Source organism: Candidatus Limnocylindrales bacterium (genome assembly GCA_035571835.1).
Taxonomy (GTDB): Bacteria; Desulfobacterota; Binatia; order UBA1149; family CAITLU01; genus DATNBU01.
Genome location: DATNBU010000045.1, coordinates 227,313 through 246,944, shown reverse-complemented (window position 1 = coordinate 246,944; position 19,632 = coordinate 227,313). Strand labels below are relative to the sequence as shown.

Below are 19,632 nucleotides of genomic sequence, written 5' to 3'. Positions count from 1 at the left end.
AATGGCTGACGCCGTAAAAATGCCGCGCCCGTTCACCGCCACCGAGGAGCGCATTGCCAAGCCGATCATCCGGGTGATGTCGCTGGTCAACACCTGGATCTACCGATGGAGCGGCGGCCGGTTCGGCGCTGTCTGGATGCACGGCGCCCCGATCCTGCTGCTGACCACGGTCGGCCGGAAGTCGGGCGAGCGGCGAACAGCGCCGCTTCTTTACCTGGAGGACGGGCCGCGCGTGGTGGTGGTCGGCTCGCAGGGCGGCATGGCCAAAGACCCTCTGTGGGTAAAGAACATCGACGCGAACCCCGACGTCGAGATCGAAATCGGCAGGACCCGGCGCCCGATGAAGGCCCGGCGCGGCGATGCCGGAGAAAAAAGTCACTACTGGCCCGCGCTGTGCAGGATGTATCCCGACTACGCCGACTACCAGGCCCGCACGATGCGGGAGATTCCCGTGATCATCCTCGATCCTCGTTGACAGATCGCTGTTCTCCCGTGAACCATCGATGTAAGACCGTGCCCTACTGACAATCCCGGAACCGTCCGGATCGGAGAAATTGCCATGCAGATCGCCCGTGCCCCCCGTCGCTGCCTCGCCGCGATGCTCGTCACAGTCGCCCTTCTCGCGCCGTCGATCGCGAGCGCCCAGGCGTGCGACCCCAACACCGAAGCCCGTCTCGATTTCCTCGAGACACGACTCGAGGACGGCCAGCCCCGCGCGAAGCTCTGGTGGGGAAGCTGGATGGCGATCTTCACGATCGGCGTCGTGGCCGGCGTTACGCAGGGTACTCTGCACGACGACAACGGCGCGCAGGTCAACAACTTCATCACCGCAGGAAAGGCCGTGCTCGGAATGGCGGACCTCACGTTCCGGCCGCATGTCGCGCGTTACGGCGCCGACCGCGTCCGCGCGATTCCGAAGTCGTCGAGCGCGAACTGCACCGAGCGCCTGCACCTTGCCGAAAAGACGATGGAAACTGCCGCCAAGGAAGCGAACATGCGCTGGGACTGGAAGCGCCACGTGTGGAGCCTCACGCTCAACCTCGCGCACGGGCTCGTGATCGCCGAAGCGTTCAAGCACGACCAGTCCGACGGCTGGACGTCGTTCGCCGTCAGCGAGGTCTCTTCGGAAGCGTTCCTGTGGACGCACCCGACGCGTGCCGCGAACGACTGGAACGACTATCACCAGCAGTTCGATGGAACGCGCCTCTCGAAGCTCGGCGAATGGCATTTCGCTCCGCACCCGGGCGGCATCGCAATCGCGTACAATTTCTGAGGATTCCCCAGAGCGAACCGTTCCCGCTATGTTCGGCGCGGACGTTCGCCCATGGTCAAAACCGCATCCGACATGCTCCCTCTCGGTACGCCGGCACCGGACTTCCGGTTGCCGGATGCCGTGACGGGACGTGACGTCGCGCTCAGCGACTTCCCGGCCGTGCGTCCGCTTCTGGTCATGTTCATCTGCAACCACTGCCCGTACGTCGTGCATGTACGGGGCGAGTTCTCGCGCCTCGCACGCGACTACGACGGCCGGATCTCGATCGTCGCAATCAATGCGAACAGCATCGAGACGCATCCCCAGGACGGCCCCGAGCACATGCGTGCGCTGGCCGTCGAGCTCGGCTGGAGATTCCCGTTCCTGTTCGATTCGACGCAGCAGGTGGCCAGGCAGTATCACGCGGCCTGTACGCCGGACTTTTTCCTGTTCGGTCCGGCCGCAGCCGACGGCCATCGCCCGCTGGTCTATCGCGGCCAGCTCGATTCGAGCCGTCCGGGAAACAGCGAGCCGGTAAGCGGCCGCGACCTTCGTGCTGCGATGGATGCGCTGCTTGCCGGACGCCAGGTCGCCGCCGACCAGCGACCGAGTCTCGGCTGCAACATCAAGTGGACTCCCGGCAACGAACCCGATTATTTCGGCGCGTCCGCCTGACAGGACGAGGCCGGAACCTTGCCGCTCAATCTCGGACGCGACGAATTTCTCGGCGTGTTCACCGCCTACAACGAGGCGCTGTGGCCTGCGCCCGAAGTTCTCGGCCTCGTCGCATTCGTCGCGGTGTGCCTCGCGCTATTCCCGGGATCGCAGCGCGACCGCATCGCGTGCGCGCTGCTTTCGGTGCTGTGGGCGTGGTCGGGCCTGATCTACTGCTGCGGATTCCTGAGCCGCATCACGCCGCTCGGTTACGTATTCGGCGCGGTGTTCGCGATGCAGGCGGCGCTGCTGCTCAATTTCGGCGTTGCCCGCCATGACGTGCGCTTCTGGACGCACACCGGCCCGCGTCACCTCGCCGGCATCCTGCTGATCTTCTATTCGCTGGTTGCGTATCCGGCGCTGGCCGCCCTGCTCGGCCACGCGCATCCGACGTCGCCGAGCTTCGGAGTGCCGACGCCGGTTACGATCTTCACGTTCGGAATGCTGCTGCTGACGCGCGCACCGTACGCGCGCGTGCTGTTCGCGGTGCCGCTGTTCTGGGCGGCGATGGGGACCTGGCTCGCGTTCGAGCTGCGTCTTCGCGAAGACATCGGCCTGATCGTCGCCGCCGCGCTCGTGCTGACGATGACGCCGACCGAAGACGATCCCGACTCCGTGCAGGCCGCGCAGTAGCGCGCGGCGCTGCGGCGGCGTCCGATCCTGGCCGCGTCGCCTTTACGAAACTTTACCTGCGCGACCAATCCCCGAAACCTCGCGCGCCTAGTCTCCTTCCCGAGCCGGACAGATTCCGGCCAGAACCGGGCCGCCGATGCCGTCCCGGCAAGCATCCGGCGCAAACCGCCGCATAGCATCCGGCGAGAAGCCGCCGGAAAAGAAGGAGCCTGTATGAACACTTACGACACCCCCGCCCTCCCGTCCTCCTCTTCTTCAGACCCGAACCACGAAGTCCCCGAATCCTCGTGCCCTAACCGAAAGCGGCGCGGCTTCGTGGCCGGCCTGGTCCTCGGCGTAATCGGCGCCGGCCTGATCGGTTTCGCGATCGGAGCGACGATGCCGGTTGCCGAGGCCGCCCTCGGCGCGATCTCGCGCGCCGGCGACGGGCCCCCGACGCTCGAAGAAGCCCGCGACCACGCGGAGTTCTTCGCGGCGTTCGCGCTTCACCGGCTGGACGCCACGCCCGACCAGCAGCAGCGCGTCGAGAAGATCATCGACGGAACCGTCGACAGCCTGTTCCCGATCGTCGAGAAACACCGCTCGAACCGCGACCAGCTTCACGCGATCCTGGAAGCGCCGACGATCGACCGCGCGGCCATCGAACGGCTGCGGGTCGAGGAGATCGGTCTCGCCGACAACCTGTCGCGCGTCGTCGCGTCGGCGCTCGGCGATACGGCCGAGGTGCTGACCACCGAGCAGCGCGCCGAGCTCATCCAGCACCTCGACCGCTTCCGCCATCATCACTGAGCGCATAGATTCGCGAACCGGCGCAGCGCGAGCTGCAGGCCCGGCGCCGGAAGCAACATGTCGGAACGTATCCTCATCGTCGAAGACGACCGCGCGCTGGCCGCGATGGTGGCCGAGTACCTCGGCAAGTCGGGCATGGACGTGACGACGCGCGGGGATGCCGCCGGCGGCCTCGACGCGCTGACGCGAGAGGAATTCGACGCGGTCATCCTGGACGTGATGCTTCCCGACCGCGACGGATTCGACGTCTGCCGCACGATCCGCAGCCGCTCGCAGGTCCCGATCGTGATGCTGACCGCGCGCGGCGAAGACACCGATCGCATCGTCGGACTCGAGCTCGGTGCCGACGACTATCTTCCGAAGCCGTTCAATCCGCGCGAGCTGCTGGCGCGGCTCAAAGCCGTGCTGCGGCGCTCCGGAGCGCCAGTGCTCGCCGCGGATTCGGTTCTCCGCTTCGGCCGGCTCGAGATCGATCGCGATGCCCGCACTGTTCGCGTCGACGGCGACGACAAGCCGCTGACGTCGTACCAGTTCGATCTTCTGTGCGCGCTGGCCGAGAGCGCCGGCCGCGTGATGACGCGAGACACGATCATGAACAAGGTGCGCGGCAGTGAGCACGAGGCTTTCGACCGCAGCATCGACGTGCACGTCTCGCGCATCCGCGCTGCGATCGAGGACGATCCGCAGCATCCGCGCCGCGTGCTGACGATCCGCGGCACCGGCTACCTTTTCGCGCGCCGCCAGGACGAGGATGCGAGCTGAGCGGATGCCGGCGGAAGAGGAAAAGATTTGAAGCGGCTTCATCGCCACAGCCTTCGCCATCGCCTCTATCTGCAGATCTACCTGGCGCTGGTCACGGCGCTCGTGCTGTTTGCCGTCGCGGCGAGCTGCCTGTGGTGGATCGCGCCGCGCGATCGCGAGGCCGAAATGTTCCTCGGCGGCATGGCCGAGCTGATCGGCGAAGTGCTGCCACCCCCCGATCGTCCGGCCGACGAGCAGAAGATCGCGCTCGAACGGCTGGCCGGAAAATTCGAGGCCGACCTGACGCTGCTCGATGCCGATGGACGGCCTGTTGCCAGCGCCGGCCCAGTGATTGCGGCGCCGCATACGCGCTTTTCCGGCAGCGGCATCGCGCACTCTGCCGGTCATGGAATGCTCGCAGTGATGGCGCTGCCCGACGGCAGGCGGCTGCTCGCCGATCACGCCGGCCGCCACCGGCCGCTCGGTGCGCTGCTGATGATTGCGGTGCTTGCGGCAATGCTCGCGCTCGCGAGCCTTCCGCTTGCGCGCCGGCTGACACGCCGGCTCGAGCGCCTTCGCGCCGGAGTCGACACTCTCGGCAGCGGCAACCTTCGCGCCAGGGTCAACGTCGAAGGCAGCGACGAGATCGCCGAGCTCGCGCGCAGCTTCAATCGCGCCGCCGAGCGGATCGAACGTCTCGTGCACGCACAGAAGGATGCGCTCGCGACGGCGTCGCACGAGCTGCGCTCACCGCTTGCCCGCATGCGCGTCGCCATCGAGCTGCTTGGCGTCGACACGCGGCGCGACGTGCGCGAAAGGATCGCCAGCGACATCGACGAGCTCGACGATCTGATCGGCGAAATCCTTCTGACGAGCCGGCTCGACGCTTCGCCGGACGTCGACAGGAACGACGACGTCGATCTGCTTGCGCTCGTCGCCGAAGAAGGTGCGCGCGTCGGCGCCGACGTAGGCGGCACCGCGGTCACGCTACGCGGCGACGCGCGGCTGCTGCGGCGGCTTGCTCGAAACCTGTTCGAAAATGCACGCCGCTACGGCTCGGGGTCGGCAATCGAAGCCGATGTCGCACCGGCGCCGGGTGGCGGAGCGGTGCTGCGCGTGAGCGATCGCGGTCCCGGTATTCCCGATGTCGAGCGGGAGCGGGTTTTCGAGGCCTTTTACAGGAGATCCGGCACGAGCGAGGGCGAAGGGGGCGGAGTCGGGCTCGGGCTGGCGCTGGTTCGACGCATCGCCGAGAGTCACGGCGGCACGGCGCGTGCCGTGGCGCGCGATGGCGGCGGAACGACGATCGAAGTCACGTTCGGTGCCCGGCAGAAAGGGGCGTCGCAATGATCGGTCGGTTCGCACGCGATCACTTTGCGTAATCACGAGCATAATCCTGGGCCATCACGTCGACGTCCTGCGCTCGCGCGGCCACGTTCGGCGTGCGGCTGTGCGGGCGGCGCGGATTTTGCTCGCGCAAAAACGCGACGCGCGTTAAATATCGCGCCCGCTTGAGGGACCGAAAATCGGACACGAGCGGTTCGGTTCAGGTACATTCCGCGGAATGAATTTCGACGAAAGGATCGTAACCGATGCGCCGCCGTCCGGCGCATTTCTGTATCTGAGCGACCTCAACAACGCTCCGTCCTGGGATCCGAGCATCACGCGGGTCGAACAGTGCACGCCGGGTGCCGTCGGGCTGGGAACCGAATTCCGCGTCACGATGCGCCTGATGGGCGTCAACACGACGCTCGACTACCACGTCGAAGTGTACGAGCCCGGTCGCCGTGTGATGTTCATGGGGCGCAGTCTCATCACGAAAGTCACCGATTGCGTCACCGTGACGCCGTTTCGCGGCGGCTCGCGGATCCGGTGGACGTCCGACATCCATCTGTTCGCACCGCTGGTGCTGCTCGATCCGATCTTCGGGATGCTGTTTCGGCCGACGATGACCAAGGGACTCGCGTGCCTGAGGGAATCGCTCAACCGTCTGGCCCCGTCGATGGGCGCGCGAGTCGTGATGCCGGAGCCCGTGCCGATCCGCCCGATGCCGCCCCCGGCGCACGACATGGAAGCATTTCGCGCGGCACGTCACGGTTGACCGGCCGGACCGGAAGGCCGGAATCGGAGTGGTCCTCGATTTGTTCGGTGGTCAGTCGCCGACGATGTGAAGGTCCACGCTGCGGCGGAAGCGGCCGCGCCGATGCTCGAACACGTAGATGCCCTGCCATGTGCCGAGCCTGAGCCGGCCGCCGCGCAGCGGAACGGAAAGCTGCGTGGACGTCAGCGCCGAACGGATATGCGCAGGCATGTCATCGGCGCCTTCGGCGGTATGCCGGTACAGCCGCGTGTCCTCCGGCACGATCCGCCGAAGAAATGCATCGAGATCGGTGAGCACGTCCGGATCGGCGTTCTCCTGAATCACGAGCGACGCCGATGTGTGCCGGATGAACATCGTCAGCAGGCCGTCGGCGATGTCGCTCGCCGAAGCCCACTCGGAAACTTCGTGCGTGATTTCGAACAAACCCGGCTCGCGGGTTCCGATTTCGATCGTCGTGAAAGCCTGTCTCAATGCGGGCGACGGTAGCCGGGATCGCCCGGTCCTCCAACTTCCACGAATCCCGGGCTCGATGGCTTCGCGCGCCGCCGACTCGAACGGATCACCGTAATCCGAAGGGTCGCCCCCGATTGCCACACAAGGCTTGCCAGCCGGTCCGCTGGCCGATATCCCGTAGAGGATGGCCCTGCGCAGCGCGACGAACGAAGCCGCCCGGAGCGAGGCTGCCGAGCCCATCGATATGGAGGACACGAAGTCCTCGATCGTCGTCAGCGGCGACCACGATGAGGCTGTCGTCAACCTGAGCGGCGTCTGGTCGATCCGCGAGAACCTGCCGGAGCCGGAAAATGCCGCCAGGCAGGTCATTGCACTCGGTCACAAAGTGGTCCGTTTCGACACCTCGGCGGTCGAGCGCTGGGACTCGGGGCTTCTCGTCTTCCTGATCCGGTTCACGCATCTGCTTGCAGAGCACGGCGTTCATCTCGACCGTCAGGGGCTGCCGGACGGCGCGCGCAGCATGCTGAAGCTCGCCGAGACCGTTCCGGAACGCGAAGGTGCCCGCGCGCAGCAGGTTCAGCCCAGCGTCGTCACGCGCATCGGGCTGTGGACGACGCGCACAGGCCACAATGCCCTCGAAGCGCTCGAGTTCGTCGGCAGCATCGTGATCGCGTTCGGCAGCGTGATTCGCGGCCGGGCGAGGTTTCGCCGCTCGGACCTGTCGGTTCACATGCAGGAGGCCGGCGTCGAAGCGCTCCCGATCGTTACGCTGATCAGTTTCCTCGTCGGGACGATCCTTGCGTTCGTCGGCGCCGTACAGCTCGAGCAGTTCGGTGCGGAGATCTACGTCGCCAATCTCGTCGGCATCGCGATGGTGCGCGAAATGGGCGCGATGATGACCGCAATCGTCATGGCGGGACGCACCGGGGCCGCGTACGCCGCCGCACTCGGAAGCATGAAGGTGAACCAGGAAATCGACGCACTCTCGACGATGGGCATCTCCCCGCTCGAATTCCTGGTGATCCCGCGGATGATCGCGCTGGCGCTGATGATGCCGCTTCTGTGCCTGTACTCGGACGCGGTCGGAATTCTGGGCGGAGCGGCGGTCGGCGTGGTCGGCCTCGGGCTGTCGCCGGTCACGTATTATCAGTACACGCAGTGGGCGGTTACGCTCGACGATCTCGTCGGCGGTCTCGTCAAGGCCGCCGTGTACGGGGTGCTGGTCGCGCTGTTCGGCTGCCTGCGCGGAATCCAGTCGGGAAGCAGCTCATCGGCCGTTGGCGAAGCGACGACCAGGGCGGTCGTCAGCAGCATCGTCGCGATCATCTCGGCGTGTGGAATCTTTGCAGTGGTGTTCTATGTCCTCGGCATCTGATGCAGAGCTCGCCGCGACGGCGGCCGCGATCGCCCTGAAGCAGGGAAACAGCGGCGCGCCCGCCGTCGATCCGGATGCGCGCATCACGGTGCAGGATGTCACGATGGCGTTCGGCGACTTCGTCGTCATGCGCGACATCAATTTCACCGTCCAGCGCGGCGACGTGTTCATCATCATGGGCGCGAGCGGTTGCGGAAAGAGCACGCTGCTGCGCCACATGATCGGCCTGCTCGAGCCCGCCAAAGGCGAGATCTTCTACGGCAGCGAAAGCTTCACGAACGCGTCACCCGAGAAGCGCGAACAGATGCTGCGCACGTTCGGCGTGCTCTATCAGGGCGGCGGGCTGTGGAGCTCGATGACGCTCGCCGAAAACGTCGCGCTTCCGCTCGCCGAGTTCACCGACCTCAAGCCGGCCCAGATCCGCGAGATCGCTGCGCTCAAGCTCTCGCTCGTCGGCCTTGCCGGCTTCGAGGACTATTATCCGTCGCAGATCAGCGGCGGCATGCAGAAACGGGCGGGCCTCGCGCGTGCGATGGCGCTCGATCCCGACATCCTGTTCTTCGACGAGCCGTCGGCCGGACTCGATCCGATCAGCTCGCGCCTGCTCGACGAGCTGATCCTCGAGCTGCAGGCGAGCCTCGGGTCGACCGCAGTGGTCGTCACGCACGAGCTCGCGAGCATCTTCACAATCGGTAACAATAGCGTCTTCCTCGACATCGACACGCGAACGATGATTGCCCAGGGAAACCCACGCGAGCTGCGCGATTCGCATCCGGATCCGAAAGTACGGCGCTTCCTCAATCGCAGCGCAGGAGACGAGGACCAAGGCCATGTCCAAGAAAAGTAGCCCGACCCTGATCGGCGCGTTCGTCGTCGGTGCGGTCGCGCTCGGGCTGGTCGGAGTGACGATCTTCGGCTCGGGTCGGTTCTTCCGCGAGAGCTACAAGTACATCCTCTATTTCGAAAGCGACGTCAGCGGCCTTTCGGTCGGCGCCAACGTGAAGCTCAAAGGCGTCCAGATCGGCACCGTCTCGAGCATCCTGCTCGGCATCGGCGACATGGCTGCGCTTACCGGCACGCGCGAGAAATTCTACGTTCCGGTGGTGATCGAGCTCGACGCCGACAAGACCTCGAACCTGGGCTCGCTCGTCAAGCCGGATCCGCCGACGATCGCCGACCTGGTCGCGCGCGGCCTTCGCGCGCAGCTTTCCAGCGAGAGTCTCGTCACCGGCGTGCTGTACGTGAAGCTCGACCTGTTTCCGGCAACGCGCGGCCTCCGGCTCGGCGACCAGACCCATTCTCCGTACCCGGAGATCCCGACGCTTCCCACGCCGTTCGAACAGGCCACCACGAAGGCCGCGCAGTTCTTCGCCGACCTCCAGCAGATCGACATCAAAGGGCTTGTGGAGGAGATCAAGACCGCGGCCACGTCGGCAAGGACGCTGCTCGACTCGCAGGGCCTGCACGACGCGATCGATCATCTCGACGATACTCTCGGTACATTGGATGCTACATTGACCAGCCTGAAGCAGACCTCCGACACGACGCGGGCCACGCTCGAGCCGCTGAAGAAAGAAATCGAGCCGACGCTTGCCCAGCTTCGCGCGACGCTCGCCGATCTTCGCGTGGCGTCCGTCAATGCCGGCGCGGTGCTGCAGCCGGATTCGCCGCTCATCGTCGCGCTCGAGAAGACGCTCGGCGATGCGGCCGTGACCGCGAAGACCGTTCATGACCTCGCGGCCCTGCTCGAACGCCAGCCCGACGCGCTGCTGCGAGGCAAGGGAGAACGCAGGCGAAACCGCGAAGCACCGGCGCCGGAGGCTGCCCCGTGAACGACGCCATGAAAGTGAGGAAGCAGTGATTGACGCCTTTTCGAGACTGCGCGCCGGACATCACACGGTTCTGCGCGCGGCAGCGCTCGCCGCCGCCATGCTCGCTGCCGGCTGTTCGCTGCTGCGCGCCGCTCCCGATCGCTCGCGATACTTCGTCATTTCGTCGAGCGGAACATCCGCCGTCACGTCCCGCGGCCGCTCCGACATTCATTTCGGTCTCGGCCCCGTCAAGCTCCCGGGCTATCTCGACACGCAGAACATCGTTCGCATGGGCGCCGGCGGGAGCGTGGAGTACGTGCCGGACGCGTTCTGGGCGGAGTCGGTCAAGGACAGCTTTTCGCGAGCGCTGCTTTATCGAACCGGCTCGCGCATCGGCACCGGGCACGCGGTGGCTTATCCGTGGTACTCGACCACTCGCGTGGACTTCAAGGTGCCCGTCGACGTGCTGCGCTTCGAAGCGACGTCGGACGGCCGCGCCGTGCTCGACGCGCGGTGGAGCGTCGAAGTCGCCGCAACCGGCGCGGTGATCGCCGGCACGGAGTCGGTGTTCGAAGAGCCCGCTGGAAACGATCCGGCAAGCATTGTCGAAGCGCTCAACCGCTGCATCGACCGCCTGGCGGACGCGATTGCGGCCGCTGTCGCGAGCGCGCCGCCGGCGCCGTCCGCGGCTCCAGCAAGGAGTCCGCGGCGCTAAGACTCGATCTCCGTGTCGGGTTTGCCGAGGGTGAAGTAGAACGAAGCTCCCTGCTCGGGAGCTGCTTCCGCCCAGATGCGACCACCATGGCAGTGAACGATCCGCTGGACGGTCGCGAGCCCGATTCCGCTGCCTTCGAACTCCCCTTCGGAATGGAGCCGCCGGAACGCCTTGAACAGCTCGTCTGCCAGCTTCATGTCGAAGCCCGCACCATCGTCCCGTATGTAATAGACGCGATCGTCCGGCTCGACAGCGGAATCGACACTCGTGCGTTCCAGGCACTCGGCGCCCGGCATTACGCCGAACTCGATGCGCGCGTTCGAGTGCTTGCTCGTGTATTTCCAGGCATTGCCGAGCAGGTTCTCGAGCGCGACCCGAAGCAGACCGGCGTCGCCGCACCCGACCAGTCCCGACGCAATGCGCCAGTCGATGCGCCGCTCGGGGTGGGGTTTTTGCAGCTCGATGGCGACCGCGCGCGCGATCGCACTGAGGTCGACCGATTCCCACTGCAGCTTGCCGGTAGTGACGCGTGACAGTCCCAGCAAGTCGTCGATGAGCTGGCCCATGCGCGTCGCCGAGCTGCGAATACGATGAAGATATTGAAGGCCTCGTTCTTCGAGCACGCGCGCGAATTCGTCTTCCAGCGCGCGGCTGAAACCATTGATGATCCGAAGCGGTCCCCGCAGGTCGTGCGAAACCGATGCACTGAACGACTCGAGCTCGTGGTTGATTGCGGCGAGGTTCTTCGTTCGCTCGGCGACACGACGCTCGAGGCTCTCGTTGAGCGCGCGGATCTGGTCCTCGGCGGCTTTTCTGTCGGTGATGTCGTGCGCGATGCCTTCCCAGACATGGTCTTCGCCGACATGCGTCAGTCGCGGCGTGACTTCGAGTGTCACGCGGCGGCCATCCTTGGCGATGATCGCCAGTTCTGCGACCACCGGCGCCTGTCCGGAGATCTGCGCCCGTAGCAGGTCACGCATGCGCGGGAAGTCTTCGGGCGCGACGAGGCGCACGAGATTGAGCGACAGCAGCTCTTCACGGGTATAACCCGTGACCTTTTCTCCGGCCCGGTTGATGTTCAGAAAGTTTCCCGACAGGTCGTGCAGGTAGATGACGTCGGGCGCGTTCTCGAACAGATCCCTGTAGCGCTGCTCACTGCTGCGGAGCTCGCGAAGAAACATCAGGCTGCTCAGGCCGTCGGCGATTCGCCGCCCCGTTTCGGTCAGGAGCGTCAGTTCTTCCGGCGTCCAGGCGCGTTCGTACGAGCACTGGTGCAGCCCGAAAAGCCATGGCTTTCCTCGTCTCGGATGAACCGCGAGGAACACCTGGGAGCGGATCGAAAATTCGAGCGCGGTCTGCGCGGGCATCTCGCGCCCGGAGTGCTGGTCGAAAACGACCGGGCCGTCGCAATCGAGCGCCGCCCGAAATGCCGCGCGCGCCTCCGGAAGCATCGGGATCTCGTGCCCGCGATCAAAGGCTCCCGGATATTCAGGACGGCAACGCTCCATCGGAACGCGCCACGAGGCCGCATCCGGATCGCACGGATGCAGGAGCCACGCGCGGTCGCATTGGAAGAGCGACAGAACCATGTCGAGGACATCGGCCATCATGTCGTCCGGGTCGTCGGCGAGGCGGATGACGCGGTCGATTTTCTCCATACCCTGCAGCATGCGCAGATGGGTCTGGCTCTGTTCCTCCGCGCGCTTGCGGTCGGTGATGTCGCGGGCGATGCCCTGCAGCGCCTTTACACCATCGCGTTCGGTCAGGCGCGGACTGACTTCGAGCGCTACGCGCCGCCCGTCTTTCGTCACGATCACGATCTCTGACTCGAAAGGCGCGTCGCCGGCGATCTGCGAGCGCCGGATCTCGCGGCCGCGGTCGATGTGCTCCGGCGCGACGATCTGGGTGATGTTCATCGTCAGCAGCTCGTCCCGCGAATATCCGCTGACGATTTCGGCGGCCCGATTGACGGAGAGGAAATTGCCCTGGAGGTCGTGCACGTAAATCAGATCGTGGGCGTTCTCGATGAGGTCGCGGTAGCGATCCTCGCTCAAACGCAGGGCCTCTTCGGCGAGCTTGCGCTCGGTTACATCGCGCGACACGGCGAGCGCGCATTTCTCGCCGCGGAACTCGACGAGACGGCCCCAGCCTTCGAGCCACCTCCAGGTTCCGTCCTCATGACGTGCGCGGTGGCAGTAGCTGACCGTCTCGCCGGTGAAAGCCTTACCCCACAGTCCGATCAGTTCCTCGACGTCGTCGGGATGCACGTTGGCGAAAGCGGCGGTATTCATCTCCTGTTCCACGTTGCGTCCCATCAGCGCGAACACCGAAGGGCTCATGAAACGGATCTCGTTGCGGAGGTTGATGATCGTGACGAGATCGCGTGAGCTCTCGGTGGTCAGCCGATAGAGCTCCTCGGTGTCACGAAGCGCGTTCTCGACAGACTGATGCTGGAACGCCAGCCTGCGAATTTCTTCGTCGCGCAGTGCCTCCTCGCGCTTGCGTGCGCGCCGGATCTCGACTTCCTGCAGCTCGCGCTGAAGGGCCGGAACCAGTCGCGCGAGGTTGTTCTTCCCCACGAAATCGTGTGCTCCGGCCTTCATGGCGGTCACGGCCATCTCTTCGCCGACCTCTCCGGAAAGAACGATGATCGGCGAGTCCACGCCATGCTGCCGCAGGATTTCCAGGGCGGCCGGCGCACCGAAGCGCGGCATGATCCAGTCGCAGGTAATCAGGTCCCAGGGGCGTTCCAGCGCGGCGGCGAGTGCCTGCGCCGTATCGACCCGTTCCCAGGTAACGTCATACCCGTTTCGCGCGAGTTCCTTGGAGATGAGGACCGCATCGAATTCGTTGTCCTCGATGAGTAGCAGCCTTAAAGGGATCGGCATATTGGAGGCGGCGCTCGACGGACGGACTGCCGAGGCCGGCTTCACGAGCTTGCCGGTACTTTGTTGACCAGCAGCCAATACAGTCCGAGTCTCTGCACGGCGTCGCGGAACTCGTCCGCACCCACCGGTTTTTGAACGTAGCCGTTGGCGCCGAGGCGATAACCTTCGACGATGTCGCGATCCATCGCCGACGATGTGAGAATTACGACCGGAAGCGTGCTCAGCCGATCGTCACCGCGCACGCGCGCAAGAACTTCGAGACCATTGACCTTGGGCAATTTGAGATCGAGAAGCATCACGTGCGGCAGTACGGCCAGGTTGCGGCCGGCGTAGGCCCCGGTAGCGAAAAGATAATCGAGTGCCTCCTGACCGTCGCGGACGACCACGATGTGATTCGCGATGTTTTCCTTGCGGAGCGCCCGAATCGTGAGCAGCTCGTCATTGGGGTCGTCCTCGACGAGAAGCACGGTAGGTTCTGTCATGAGAGATCTTCCCGCGCCGGACACAGGGTAAAGCGAATCGTCGCGCCCTTGCCCGGCTCTCCTTCGGCCGAAATCATTCCACCGTGCCGTCGCACGATCCGGTCGGCCGTTGCCAGCCCGATGCCGGTGCCTTCGAAATCCGCGGAGCTGTGCAGCCGTTCGAACGCGCCGAAGACCTTGTCGACGAACTTCATTTCGAAACCGACGCCGTTATCCCTGACGAAGTAGCGCCGATCGCGACCATGCTGCTCGCATCCGAATTCGATCCGGGCAACCGGGGTTTTCTGGCTGAACTTGAAGGCATTCTCCAGAACGTTCTGGAGCAGCACCCTGACAAGCGGACCATCGCAATGCTCATGCAGCCCGCCGGCGATCGTGAAGACTACGTCGCGGTCCGGTCGAGAAGTCCGCAATCTCTCCGCGATCTCGGACACGAGCGCACTCAAGTCAACGTCGGACCGCGTCATGACGGTGCGCGTCACGCGCGAGAGCCGAAGCAGATCGTCGATGAGCTCACCGAGACGAGTCGCTTCCGCGCGGATCCGCTGCAGATAGTCTCTGGCATCTTCGTGCAGGCTCTCGGCGTGGTCTTCGACCAGGGCCTGGCTCAGGCCGTTCATCGCGCGCAGCGGTGCGCGCAAATCGTGCGATACCGAATGTGCGAATGCTTCGAGCTCCTGGTTGGCCGCCCGCAGCTCGGCCGTTCGATCGACGACGCGTTGCTCGAGCGTGGCATTGAGCTCGCGAGTTTCTGCTTCGGCGCGTTCACGAAGCAGATCGGCGCGCGCACTTCGCAGGCGCGCAGACTCCAGCATCGAGCTCGTGTAGATCGACGCGCCGATCAGCACCACGGCCGGAACGAAGGTTCGGAAATCCAGCGAACCGAACAGTGCTCCGTTGACAACATAGGCGTTGCCGACGATTGCTGCGGCCGCGCCCATAGCCAGCCATGCCTGAGAACGCGGCCCCCACGGCACGATTGCAGCCGTATTGATGGCCAGACCAATGAGAAAGAAGTCGGCGCCCGTCGTTCGCCCTGCAGCGATGCCAAGCCACGCAATGAGCGCGCACACTGCGCAGGTGTCCGCAAGCAGGACTCCTTCGAGCCGCGAGGTTGTCGCATGCTGTCGAAGCAGGCCGAGCATCACGACCTGTATCAGGGCGAGCGCGAGAGCGGGGCCGTACCAGAGATATCCGGTCGCAGGTTCGAACCACGCCTTGGCAGCCGAAAAGATTACGATCGCCGCAAGGATCGTCCAGACCACGGCGCTCGCGCGAGACAGAAGTATCGCCCTTGTCTGCACGAGCATGTAAGCGCGGACGGCATCGGAGTCCGGGTACGAATCGGCGTCTGCCGCGGCGAGCCGAAGCGTTGCCGGCATCGCAATTGCTCGGGAGAAGGCGGCACTCATCCGCCTTACTTACTACTCATGCGCCACTGTGACCATTGCGAACGCGCCTTCGTCCCGTTCCGTCCGCAGCGAAATGGAGTTGCTGAGCGACGAATCAGCGCAGCAGCGAGCGCCGACGCGGTGCCCACAAGGCCGATGACGACGACAGAGGATCTCGATGCTCGACGTGTTGCGTCGAGATCTTCTCCCAGGCGAACCGGCCGGCCCGGCGGCGCCTTTCGATAAGACAGCGCCCGCGGGCACGTACAGTGATTGCCCTCGCCTGGCATCGATCATGCCGCGGATGACTCCGGCCGCCCTTCCCGCTAAGACGGCGCCCGGAGGCATGTATGTCGAAGGATCTCGAGGCACTCGAAGAGGGAACGACCGTCGCGCTGGATTTTCACAAGCTCGCCAAGATTGCCGCGGCGGGCGAGCAGCCGCAGCGCGTCGTGCCGGTCGTCCTTCAGCATGCCGATACCAAAGAGGTCCTGTACATCGCGTACGCCAACGACCTGGCGCTTGCCGAGACCCTGAAGACGCGCCGCGCAGTGCTGTGGTCGACGTCTCGCAACGAGCTGTGGCGCAAGGGTGAAACCTCGGGCGACGTGCTCGAGCTCGTCGACGTGCGCATCAACTGCGAGCAGAACTCGCTGCTGTACATCGTGCGCCCGACGCGCACCGGATGCTGCCACACAAAGGATTCGCGCGGACACACGCGCGAGACGTGCTACTACCGGCGCCTCGATTCTGCCGACCAGGCCGCGTTCCTCGACGGCATGCGCTGACACTTCGCGCAAAGGAGCCCGATGAAGGAGACCCGCCAGACGTTCTGCCGCATCTGCGAAGCGCTGTGCGGCCTCGAAGTGGATGTCGAGGACGGACGGGTCACCGACATCCGTCCCGATACCGCGCACATCGTCACCGGCGGCTTCGCGTGCGCGAAGGGGCTCAAGCAGCACCGCATGTACGACTCGCCCGACCGGCTGAAGTATCCGATGAAGCGCATCGGCAGCCGCTGGCAGCGCATCTCGTGGGAGCAGGCGAACTACGAGATCGGTGCGAAGGTCAAGGCCATTCGCGGCGACACCGGGCCGAACTCGATCGCCATGTACGTGGGCACCGCCGCCGGTTTCGGCGTACTGCATCCCGCGTTCGCGCAGGGCTTCATGACGGGGCTCGGCAGCAAGAGCATGTATTCGTCGGCAACGCAGGACTGTGCGAACAAGTTCGCCGTGTCCCGCCAGGTGTACGGCTTTCCGTTCACGCAGCCGTTCCCCGACCTCGACCACACCGAATGCCTGATCATCACCGGAGCGAATCCGGCCATTTCGAAGTGGAGCTTTCTTCAGGTTTCCAATCCCATCAAGCGCCTGCGCGATCTCGAGGCGCGCGGTGCGAAGATCTACATCGTCGATCCGCGGCGCACCGAAACCGCAAAAGTGGCCGGCGAACACGTATTCATCCGCCCGGGTACCGACGTGTTCTACTTCCTGTCGTTCCTGCGCGAGCTGATTGCGACAGGCGGCGTCAGCCGCGACCGCGTCGCGCAGCACATGCGCGGCATGGGCGAGCTCGAACAGCTCTGCGCGCCGTGGACGCCCGAGCGCACCGCCGAAGTCACGCAGATTCCTGCCGACAAGCTTCGCGAGATGGTCGCCGCGTACCGCAACGCTAACGGTGCAGCGATGTACTCGTCGACCGGCGTCAACATGGGCGGCAACGGCTCGCTCGCGTTCTGGATCCAGGAGTGCATCAACGCCGTGTCCGGCAATCTCGACCGTCGCGGCGGCACGCTCGTCGGCATGGGCGTCACCGACTTCATCGCGTTCGGCAAGAAGACCGGAACGCTGCTGAGCGATCACAAGTCGCGCGTCGGCGGATTTACCGCCACCAACGATGCTCTGCCCGGGGGAATTCTCGCAGAGGAGATCGAAACGCCCGGCAACGGCCAGGTGCGCGCACTGTTCGTGACCGGCGGCAACCCGCTGCTGACGATGGCCAACGGCGGCCGGCTTCGCGATGCATTCAAGAAGCTCGAGCTCCTGGTCACGCTCGACATCTTCCGCACCGAGACCGGCGAGCTCGCGCATTACAACCTGCCGTGCACGTCGCCGCTTCAGCGTCCCGATCTTCCGTTCATCTTTCCGCTGATGCTCGGGCTTCAGTCGAAACCGTATCTGCAGGCGACCGACCGGGTCGCGGAGCCGGAAGGTGAGCAGCGCGACGAAGCGACCATCTACGTCGACCTCGCGCGTGCGAGCGGAGTGTCGCTGTTCGGCTCGAAGCCGGTGCAGGCCGCGCTCGAGCTTTCGAAGAAGCTGCATTCGGCAGGACGCCGCCAGCAGCAACCCTCCGTTCCGCAGAAGGCGATCCTGTCGCTCATCCTGCGCGGTACGAAGCAGGGCGGCTTCAACAAGCTCATGCGCGAGCCGCACGGCCGCATCCGTCCGGATCATCAGGCCGAGACGTTCCTCGGAAAACGCGTGATCACCTCCGACCACCGCGTCGACCTCGCGCCGCCAGTGCTCGTCGAGCAGGCCGCAAAGCTCGAAGCCGATTTCGACAAAGAGCTCGCCAATGCCGGCAAGCTCAAGCTCATCACCCGCCGCGCCGTGACCACGCACAACTCGTGGACTCACAACCTCGACGAATTCGTCGAAGCCGACCGCGTGACGAACTACCTTTACATGCATCCGGACGACGCGCGCGCGGCCGGTATTGCAGAAGGAGCGCTCGCCGACGTCACGACCGACACGGCGACAGTGCGCGTCCCGATCAAGCTGCTTCCGGAGCTGATGCCGGGCACCGTAGCGCTGCCACATGGCTGGGGACATCAGGCTGCAAGCGGTCTCAGCGTGGCAAGCAAGACGCGCGGCGTGAACGTGAACCTGTTGTCGCCGGACGGGCCGGGGAGGATCGAGAAAGTTTCCGGCATGGCGCATCTCACGGGGTTTCTCGTCGACGTGAAACCGGCCGCGGGTGAACAGGCGCATGACTGGTCGGGCGTGCGCACCCAAGGATAACCCGGAACGATTGCCGTCGAGCGCGCGAAGGGCGCTCCGTAGAATCAGCGCGATGCGGGTGCAGCCGCCCGCATCACAGCCGCGACATTCCCGCCGCCCGCCGCTCGCGTTTCTTTGCCGAGCGAAGCGCCACGTAAGCGGCGACGCCGAACGCCAGAAACATCGCCCACGCCGGCTCGAGCCGGAACCATCCGCGTTCGAAATACCCGCGCAGCACGTGGAACACGGTGTACGTGACGACGATCGCGAAGAAGCCCGAGTACTCGCGCCGGAGCACCAGCTTCCACGAGAACGGAATCGCCGACGCCTTCCAGCGGCGCAGATCCGGCAGGAACGCCGGCGTGCGATCGGCCCACCGGTCGAACTTCTCGCGGAACTTCGAGCGCAGGAACCTCTCTTCGGCGAACATGATGCGTTCGTAGTAGAGCGCGAACGCGAGCACCGAGACGAGGACGATGAGCATGCTCTGCGTAAACATCGCAACGCCGAGCCAGATCAGGAAGTTTCCGAGATAGAGCGGATGCCGGACGATCGAATACATGCCGGTCGTGTTCATCGAGTCGGCGACCTGCTCGAGCGTGTTGCGGCCCGAGGTGCGAGCCGGCGTCTGCGCGACGGTCGCGGCTCTTACGAGCAGTCCCGCGAACGAGACCAGCATGCAGAACACTTCGAAGCGCTCGCCGAGGCTCTCGTCGACGCTTTTCTCCGCGAAGCCGCTGAGGCCGTAGACGAACAGCGGCAGCAGCACGAGCGGCAGGTAGCTCCGCCAGCGGAACAACCATGCACCCGACGACGCAAATTCCTCTTTGAGTGCCACGTTTGAGGGACCTTACGACGCGCCGTGACGCCTCGTAGACTTCCGATTGCGGCTAACCTGCCTGCGCAGCGGGCCGAACTCGAATGAAATGCGTGCGCTCGCACCTTTTTCGCGAACGGCTGCGGGTTTAAGCTCGGTCGCATGAACACAACGAGCTTCCCTACGACCAGCCGATCGATTCTCCGCCGCTGCCCGGCGCTGGCCGCCTCGGTTCTGGCCGCGACCATTACTTTCCCATTCGGCCCGGCGGGTTCTGCCGAAGCACAAGGTTCGGATCATCCGTGGCGCGATGCCGCTCACGCAACAGGCGACGCGGCACGGGCCGTCGGGCACGCGGCCGCAGATACCGCCGAGCATGCGGTCGACAGCACCGCTCGGGCGGCACGGCGCGCAGCCCGGGCAACACGTCGAGAAGCAAGGCGTGCAGCCCGTGCGACAAGGCGC

19 protein-coding genes are annotated in these 19,632 nt (G+C 65.2%); 14 read left to right on the top strand and 5 right to left on the bottom strand.

From position 1 onward, the window contains the following. Position 1: 1 nt before the first annotated feature. The 8 genes from VN634_22320 (at position 2) to VN634_22285 (ending at position 6,230) form a co-directional block, all read left to right on the top strand. A complete protein-coding gene (locus VN634_22320) occupies positions 2 to 475 on the top strand; it encodes a nitroreductase family deazaflavin-dependent oxidoreductase (protein HXC53640.1) in 474 nt (157 codons plus the stop codon). An 84-nt stretch (positions 476 to 559) separates the two neighbouring features. Beyond that, positions 560 to 1,273: a hypothetical protein gene (locus VN634_22315; GenBank protein ID HXC53639.1), complete on the top strand. Its 714-nt coding sequence runs from the start codon at positions 560 to 562 to the stop codon at positions 1,271 to 1,273. 51 nt (positions 1,274 to 1,324) lie between these two features. Then, entirely contained in the window at positions 1,325 to 1,927 is a 603-nt protein-coding gene (locus VN634_22310; protein HXC53638.1) for a thioredoxin family protein, read from the top strand. Between the two features lie 18 nt (positions 1,928 to 1,945). After that, positions 1,946 to 2,599 (top strand): DUF6064 family protein, encoded by a 654-nt coding sequence (locus VN634_22305; GenBank protein HXC53637.1) that lies wholly within the window; start codon positions 1,946 to 1,948, stop codon positions 2,597 to 2,599. Between the two features lie 315 nt (positions 2,600 to 2,914). Then, positions 2,915 to 3,388, top strand: coding sequence for a Spy/CpxP family protein refolding chaperone (locus VN634_22300; GenBank protein ID HXC53636.1), 474 nt, complete (start codon positions 2,915 to 2,917; stop codon positions 3,386 to 3,388). 57 nt (positions 3,389 to 3,445) lie between these two features. Beyond that, positions 3,446 to 4,150 carry a response regulator transcription factor gene (locus VN634_22295; protein ID HXC53635.1) on the top strand — a complete coding sequence of 235 codons (705 nt, stop codon included), beginning with the start codon at positions 3,446 to 3,448 and terminating at the stop codon, positions 4,148 to 4,150. Between the two features lie 27 nt (positions 4,151 to 4,177). Next, positions 4,178 to 5,479 (top strand): HAMP domain-containing sensor histidine kinase, encoded by a 1,302-nt coding sequence (locus VN634_22290; protein ID HXC53634.1) that lies wholly within the window; start codon positions 4,178 to 4,180, stop codon positions 5,477 to 5,479. Positions 5,480 to 5,693: 214 nt separating this feature from the next. Next, positions 5,694 to 6,230 carry an SRPBCC family protein gene (locus VN634_22285; GenBank protein HXC53633.1) on the top strand — a complete coding sequence of 179 codons (537 nt, stop codon included), beginning with the start codon at positions 5,694 to 5,696 and terminating at the stop codon, positions 6,228 to 6,230. A 51-nt stretch (positions 6,231 to 6,281) separates the two neighbouring features. Here VN634_22285 and VN634_22280 read toward each other — a convergent pair whose 3' ends face one another. Then, a complete protein-coding gene (locus VN634_22280) occupies positions 6,282 to 6,701 on the bottom strand; it encodes a secondary thiamine-phosphate synthase enzyme YjbQ (GenBank protein ID HXC53632.1) in 420 nt (139 codons plus the stop codon). Between the two features lie 166 nt (positions 6,702 to 6,867). Between VN634_22280 and VN634_22275 the strand changes: the two genes are divergently transcribed. The 4 genes from VN634_22275 to VN634_22260 are packed head-to-tail and all read left to right on the top strand — an operon-like array spanning position 6,868 to position 10,584. Next, positions 6,868 to 8,058 (top strand): ABC transporter permease, encoded by a 1,191-nt coding sequence (locus VN634_22275; protein ID HXC53631.1) that lies wholly within the window; start codon positions 6,868 to 6,870, stop codon positions 8,056 to 8,058. Next, entirely contained in the window at positions 8,042 to 8,905 is an 864-nt protein-coding gene (locus VN634_22270) for an ATP-binding cassette domain-containing protein (GenBank protein ID HXC53630.1), read from the top strand. The genes VN634_22275 and VN634_22270 overlap by 17 nt, the downstream gene beginning before the upstream one ends. Beyond that, positions 8,889 to 9,890: an MlaD family protein gene (locus VN634_22265; protein HXC53629.1), complete on the top strand. Its 1,002-nt coding sequence runs from the start codon at positions 8,889 to 8,891 to the stop codon at positions 9,888 to 9,890. Before VN634_22270 ends, VN634_22265 begins: the two co-directional genes overlap by 17 nt. 25 nt (positions 9,891 to 9,915) lie before the next feature. Next, positions 9,916 to 10,584, top strand: coding sequence for a PqiC family protein (locus tag VN634_22260; GenBank protein HXC53628.1), 669 nt, complete (start codon positions 9,916 to 9,918; stop codon positions 10,582 to 10,584). On the opposite strand, the gene VN634_22255 is transcribed toward VN634_22260, so the two are convergent. Genes VN634_22255 through VN634_22245 form a run of 3 tightly spaced genes read right to left on the bottom strand, consistent with a single transcriptional unit; the run spans position 10,581 to position 15,336 of the window. Beyond that, positions 10,581 to 13,517 carry a PAS domain S-box protein gene (locus tag VN634_22255; protein ID HXC53627.1) on the bottom strand — a complete coding sequence of 979 codons (2,937 nt, stop codon included), beginning with the start codon at positions 13,515 to 13,517 and terminating at the stop codon, positions 10,581 to 10,583. The genes VN634_22260 and VN634_22255 overlap by 4 nt on opposite strands. Continuing rightward, on the bottom strand, positions 13,514 to 13,954 hold the full coding sequence (locus VN634_22250) for a response regulator (protein ID HXC53626.1): 441 nt from the start codon (positions 13,952 to 13,954) through the stop codon (positions 13,514 to 13,516). The genes VN634_22255 and VN634_22250 overlap by 4 nt, the downstream gene beginning before the upstream one ends. Next, positions 13,951 to 15,336 carry an ATP-binding protein gene (locus VN634_22245; GenBank protein HXC53625.1) on the bottom strand — a complete coding sequence of 462 codons (1,386 nt, stop codon included), beginning with the start codon at positions 15,334 to 15,336 and terminating at the stop codon, positions 13,951 to 13,953. The genes VN634_22250 and VN634_22245 overlap by 4 nt, the downstream gene beginning before the upstream one ends. A 359-nt stretch (positions 15,337 to 15,695) precedes the next feature. Between VN634_22245 and VN634_22240 the strand changes: the two genes are divergently transcribed. Together VN634_22240 and VN634_22235 are read left to right on the top strand one after the other, a co-directional pair. Continuing rightward, complete coding sequence (locus VN634_22240) at positions 15,696 to 16,133, top strand: phosphoribosyl-AMP cyclohydrolase (GenBank protein HXC53624.1); 438 nt, start codon at positions 15,696 to 15,698, stop codon at positions 16,131 to 16,133. Positions 16,134 to 16,154: 21 nt separating this feature from the next. Then, positions 16,155 to 18,371, top strand: a complete 2,217-nt coding sequence (locus VN634_22235) for a molybdopterin-dependent oxidoreductase (protein HXC53623.1) — start codon at positions 16,155 to 16,157, stop codon at positions 18,369 to 18,371. Between the two features lie 73 nt (positions 18,372 to 18,444). Here VN634_22235 and VN634_22230 read toward each other — a convergent pair whose 3' ends face one another. After that, positions 18,445 to 19,188, bottom strand: a complete 744-nt coding sequence (locus VN634_22230) for an isoprenylcysteine carboxylmethyltransferase family protein (protein HXC53622.1) — start codon at positions 19,186 to 19,188, stop codon at positions 18,445 to 18,447. Between the last annotated feature and the right edge of the window lie 444 nt (positions 19,189 to 19,632).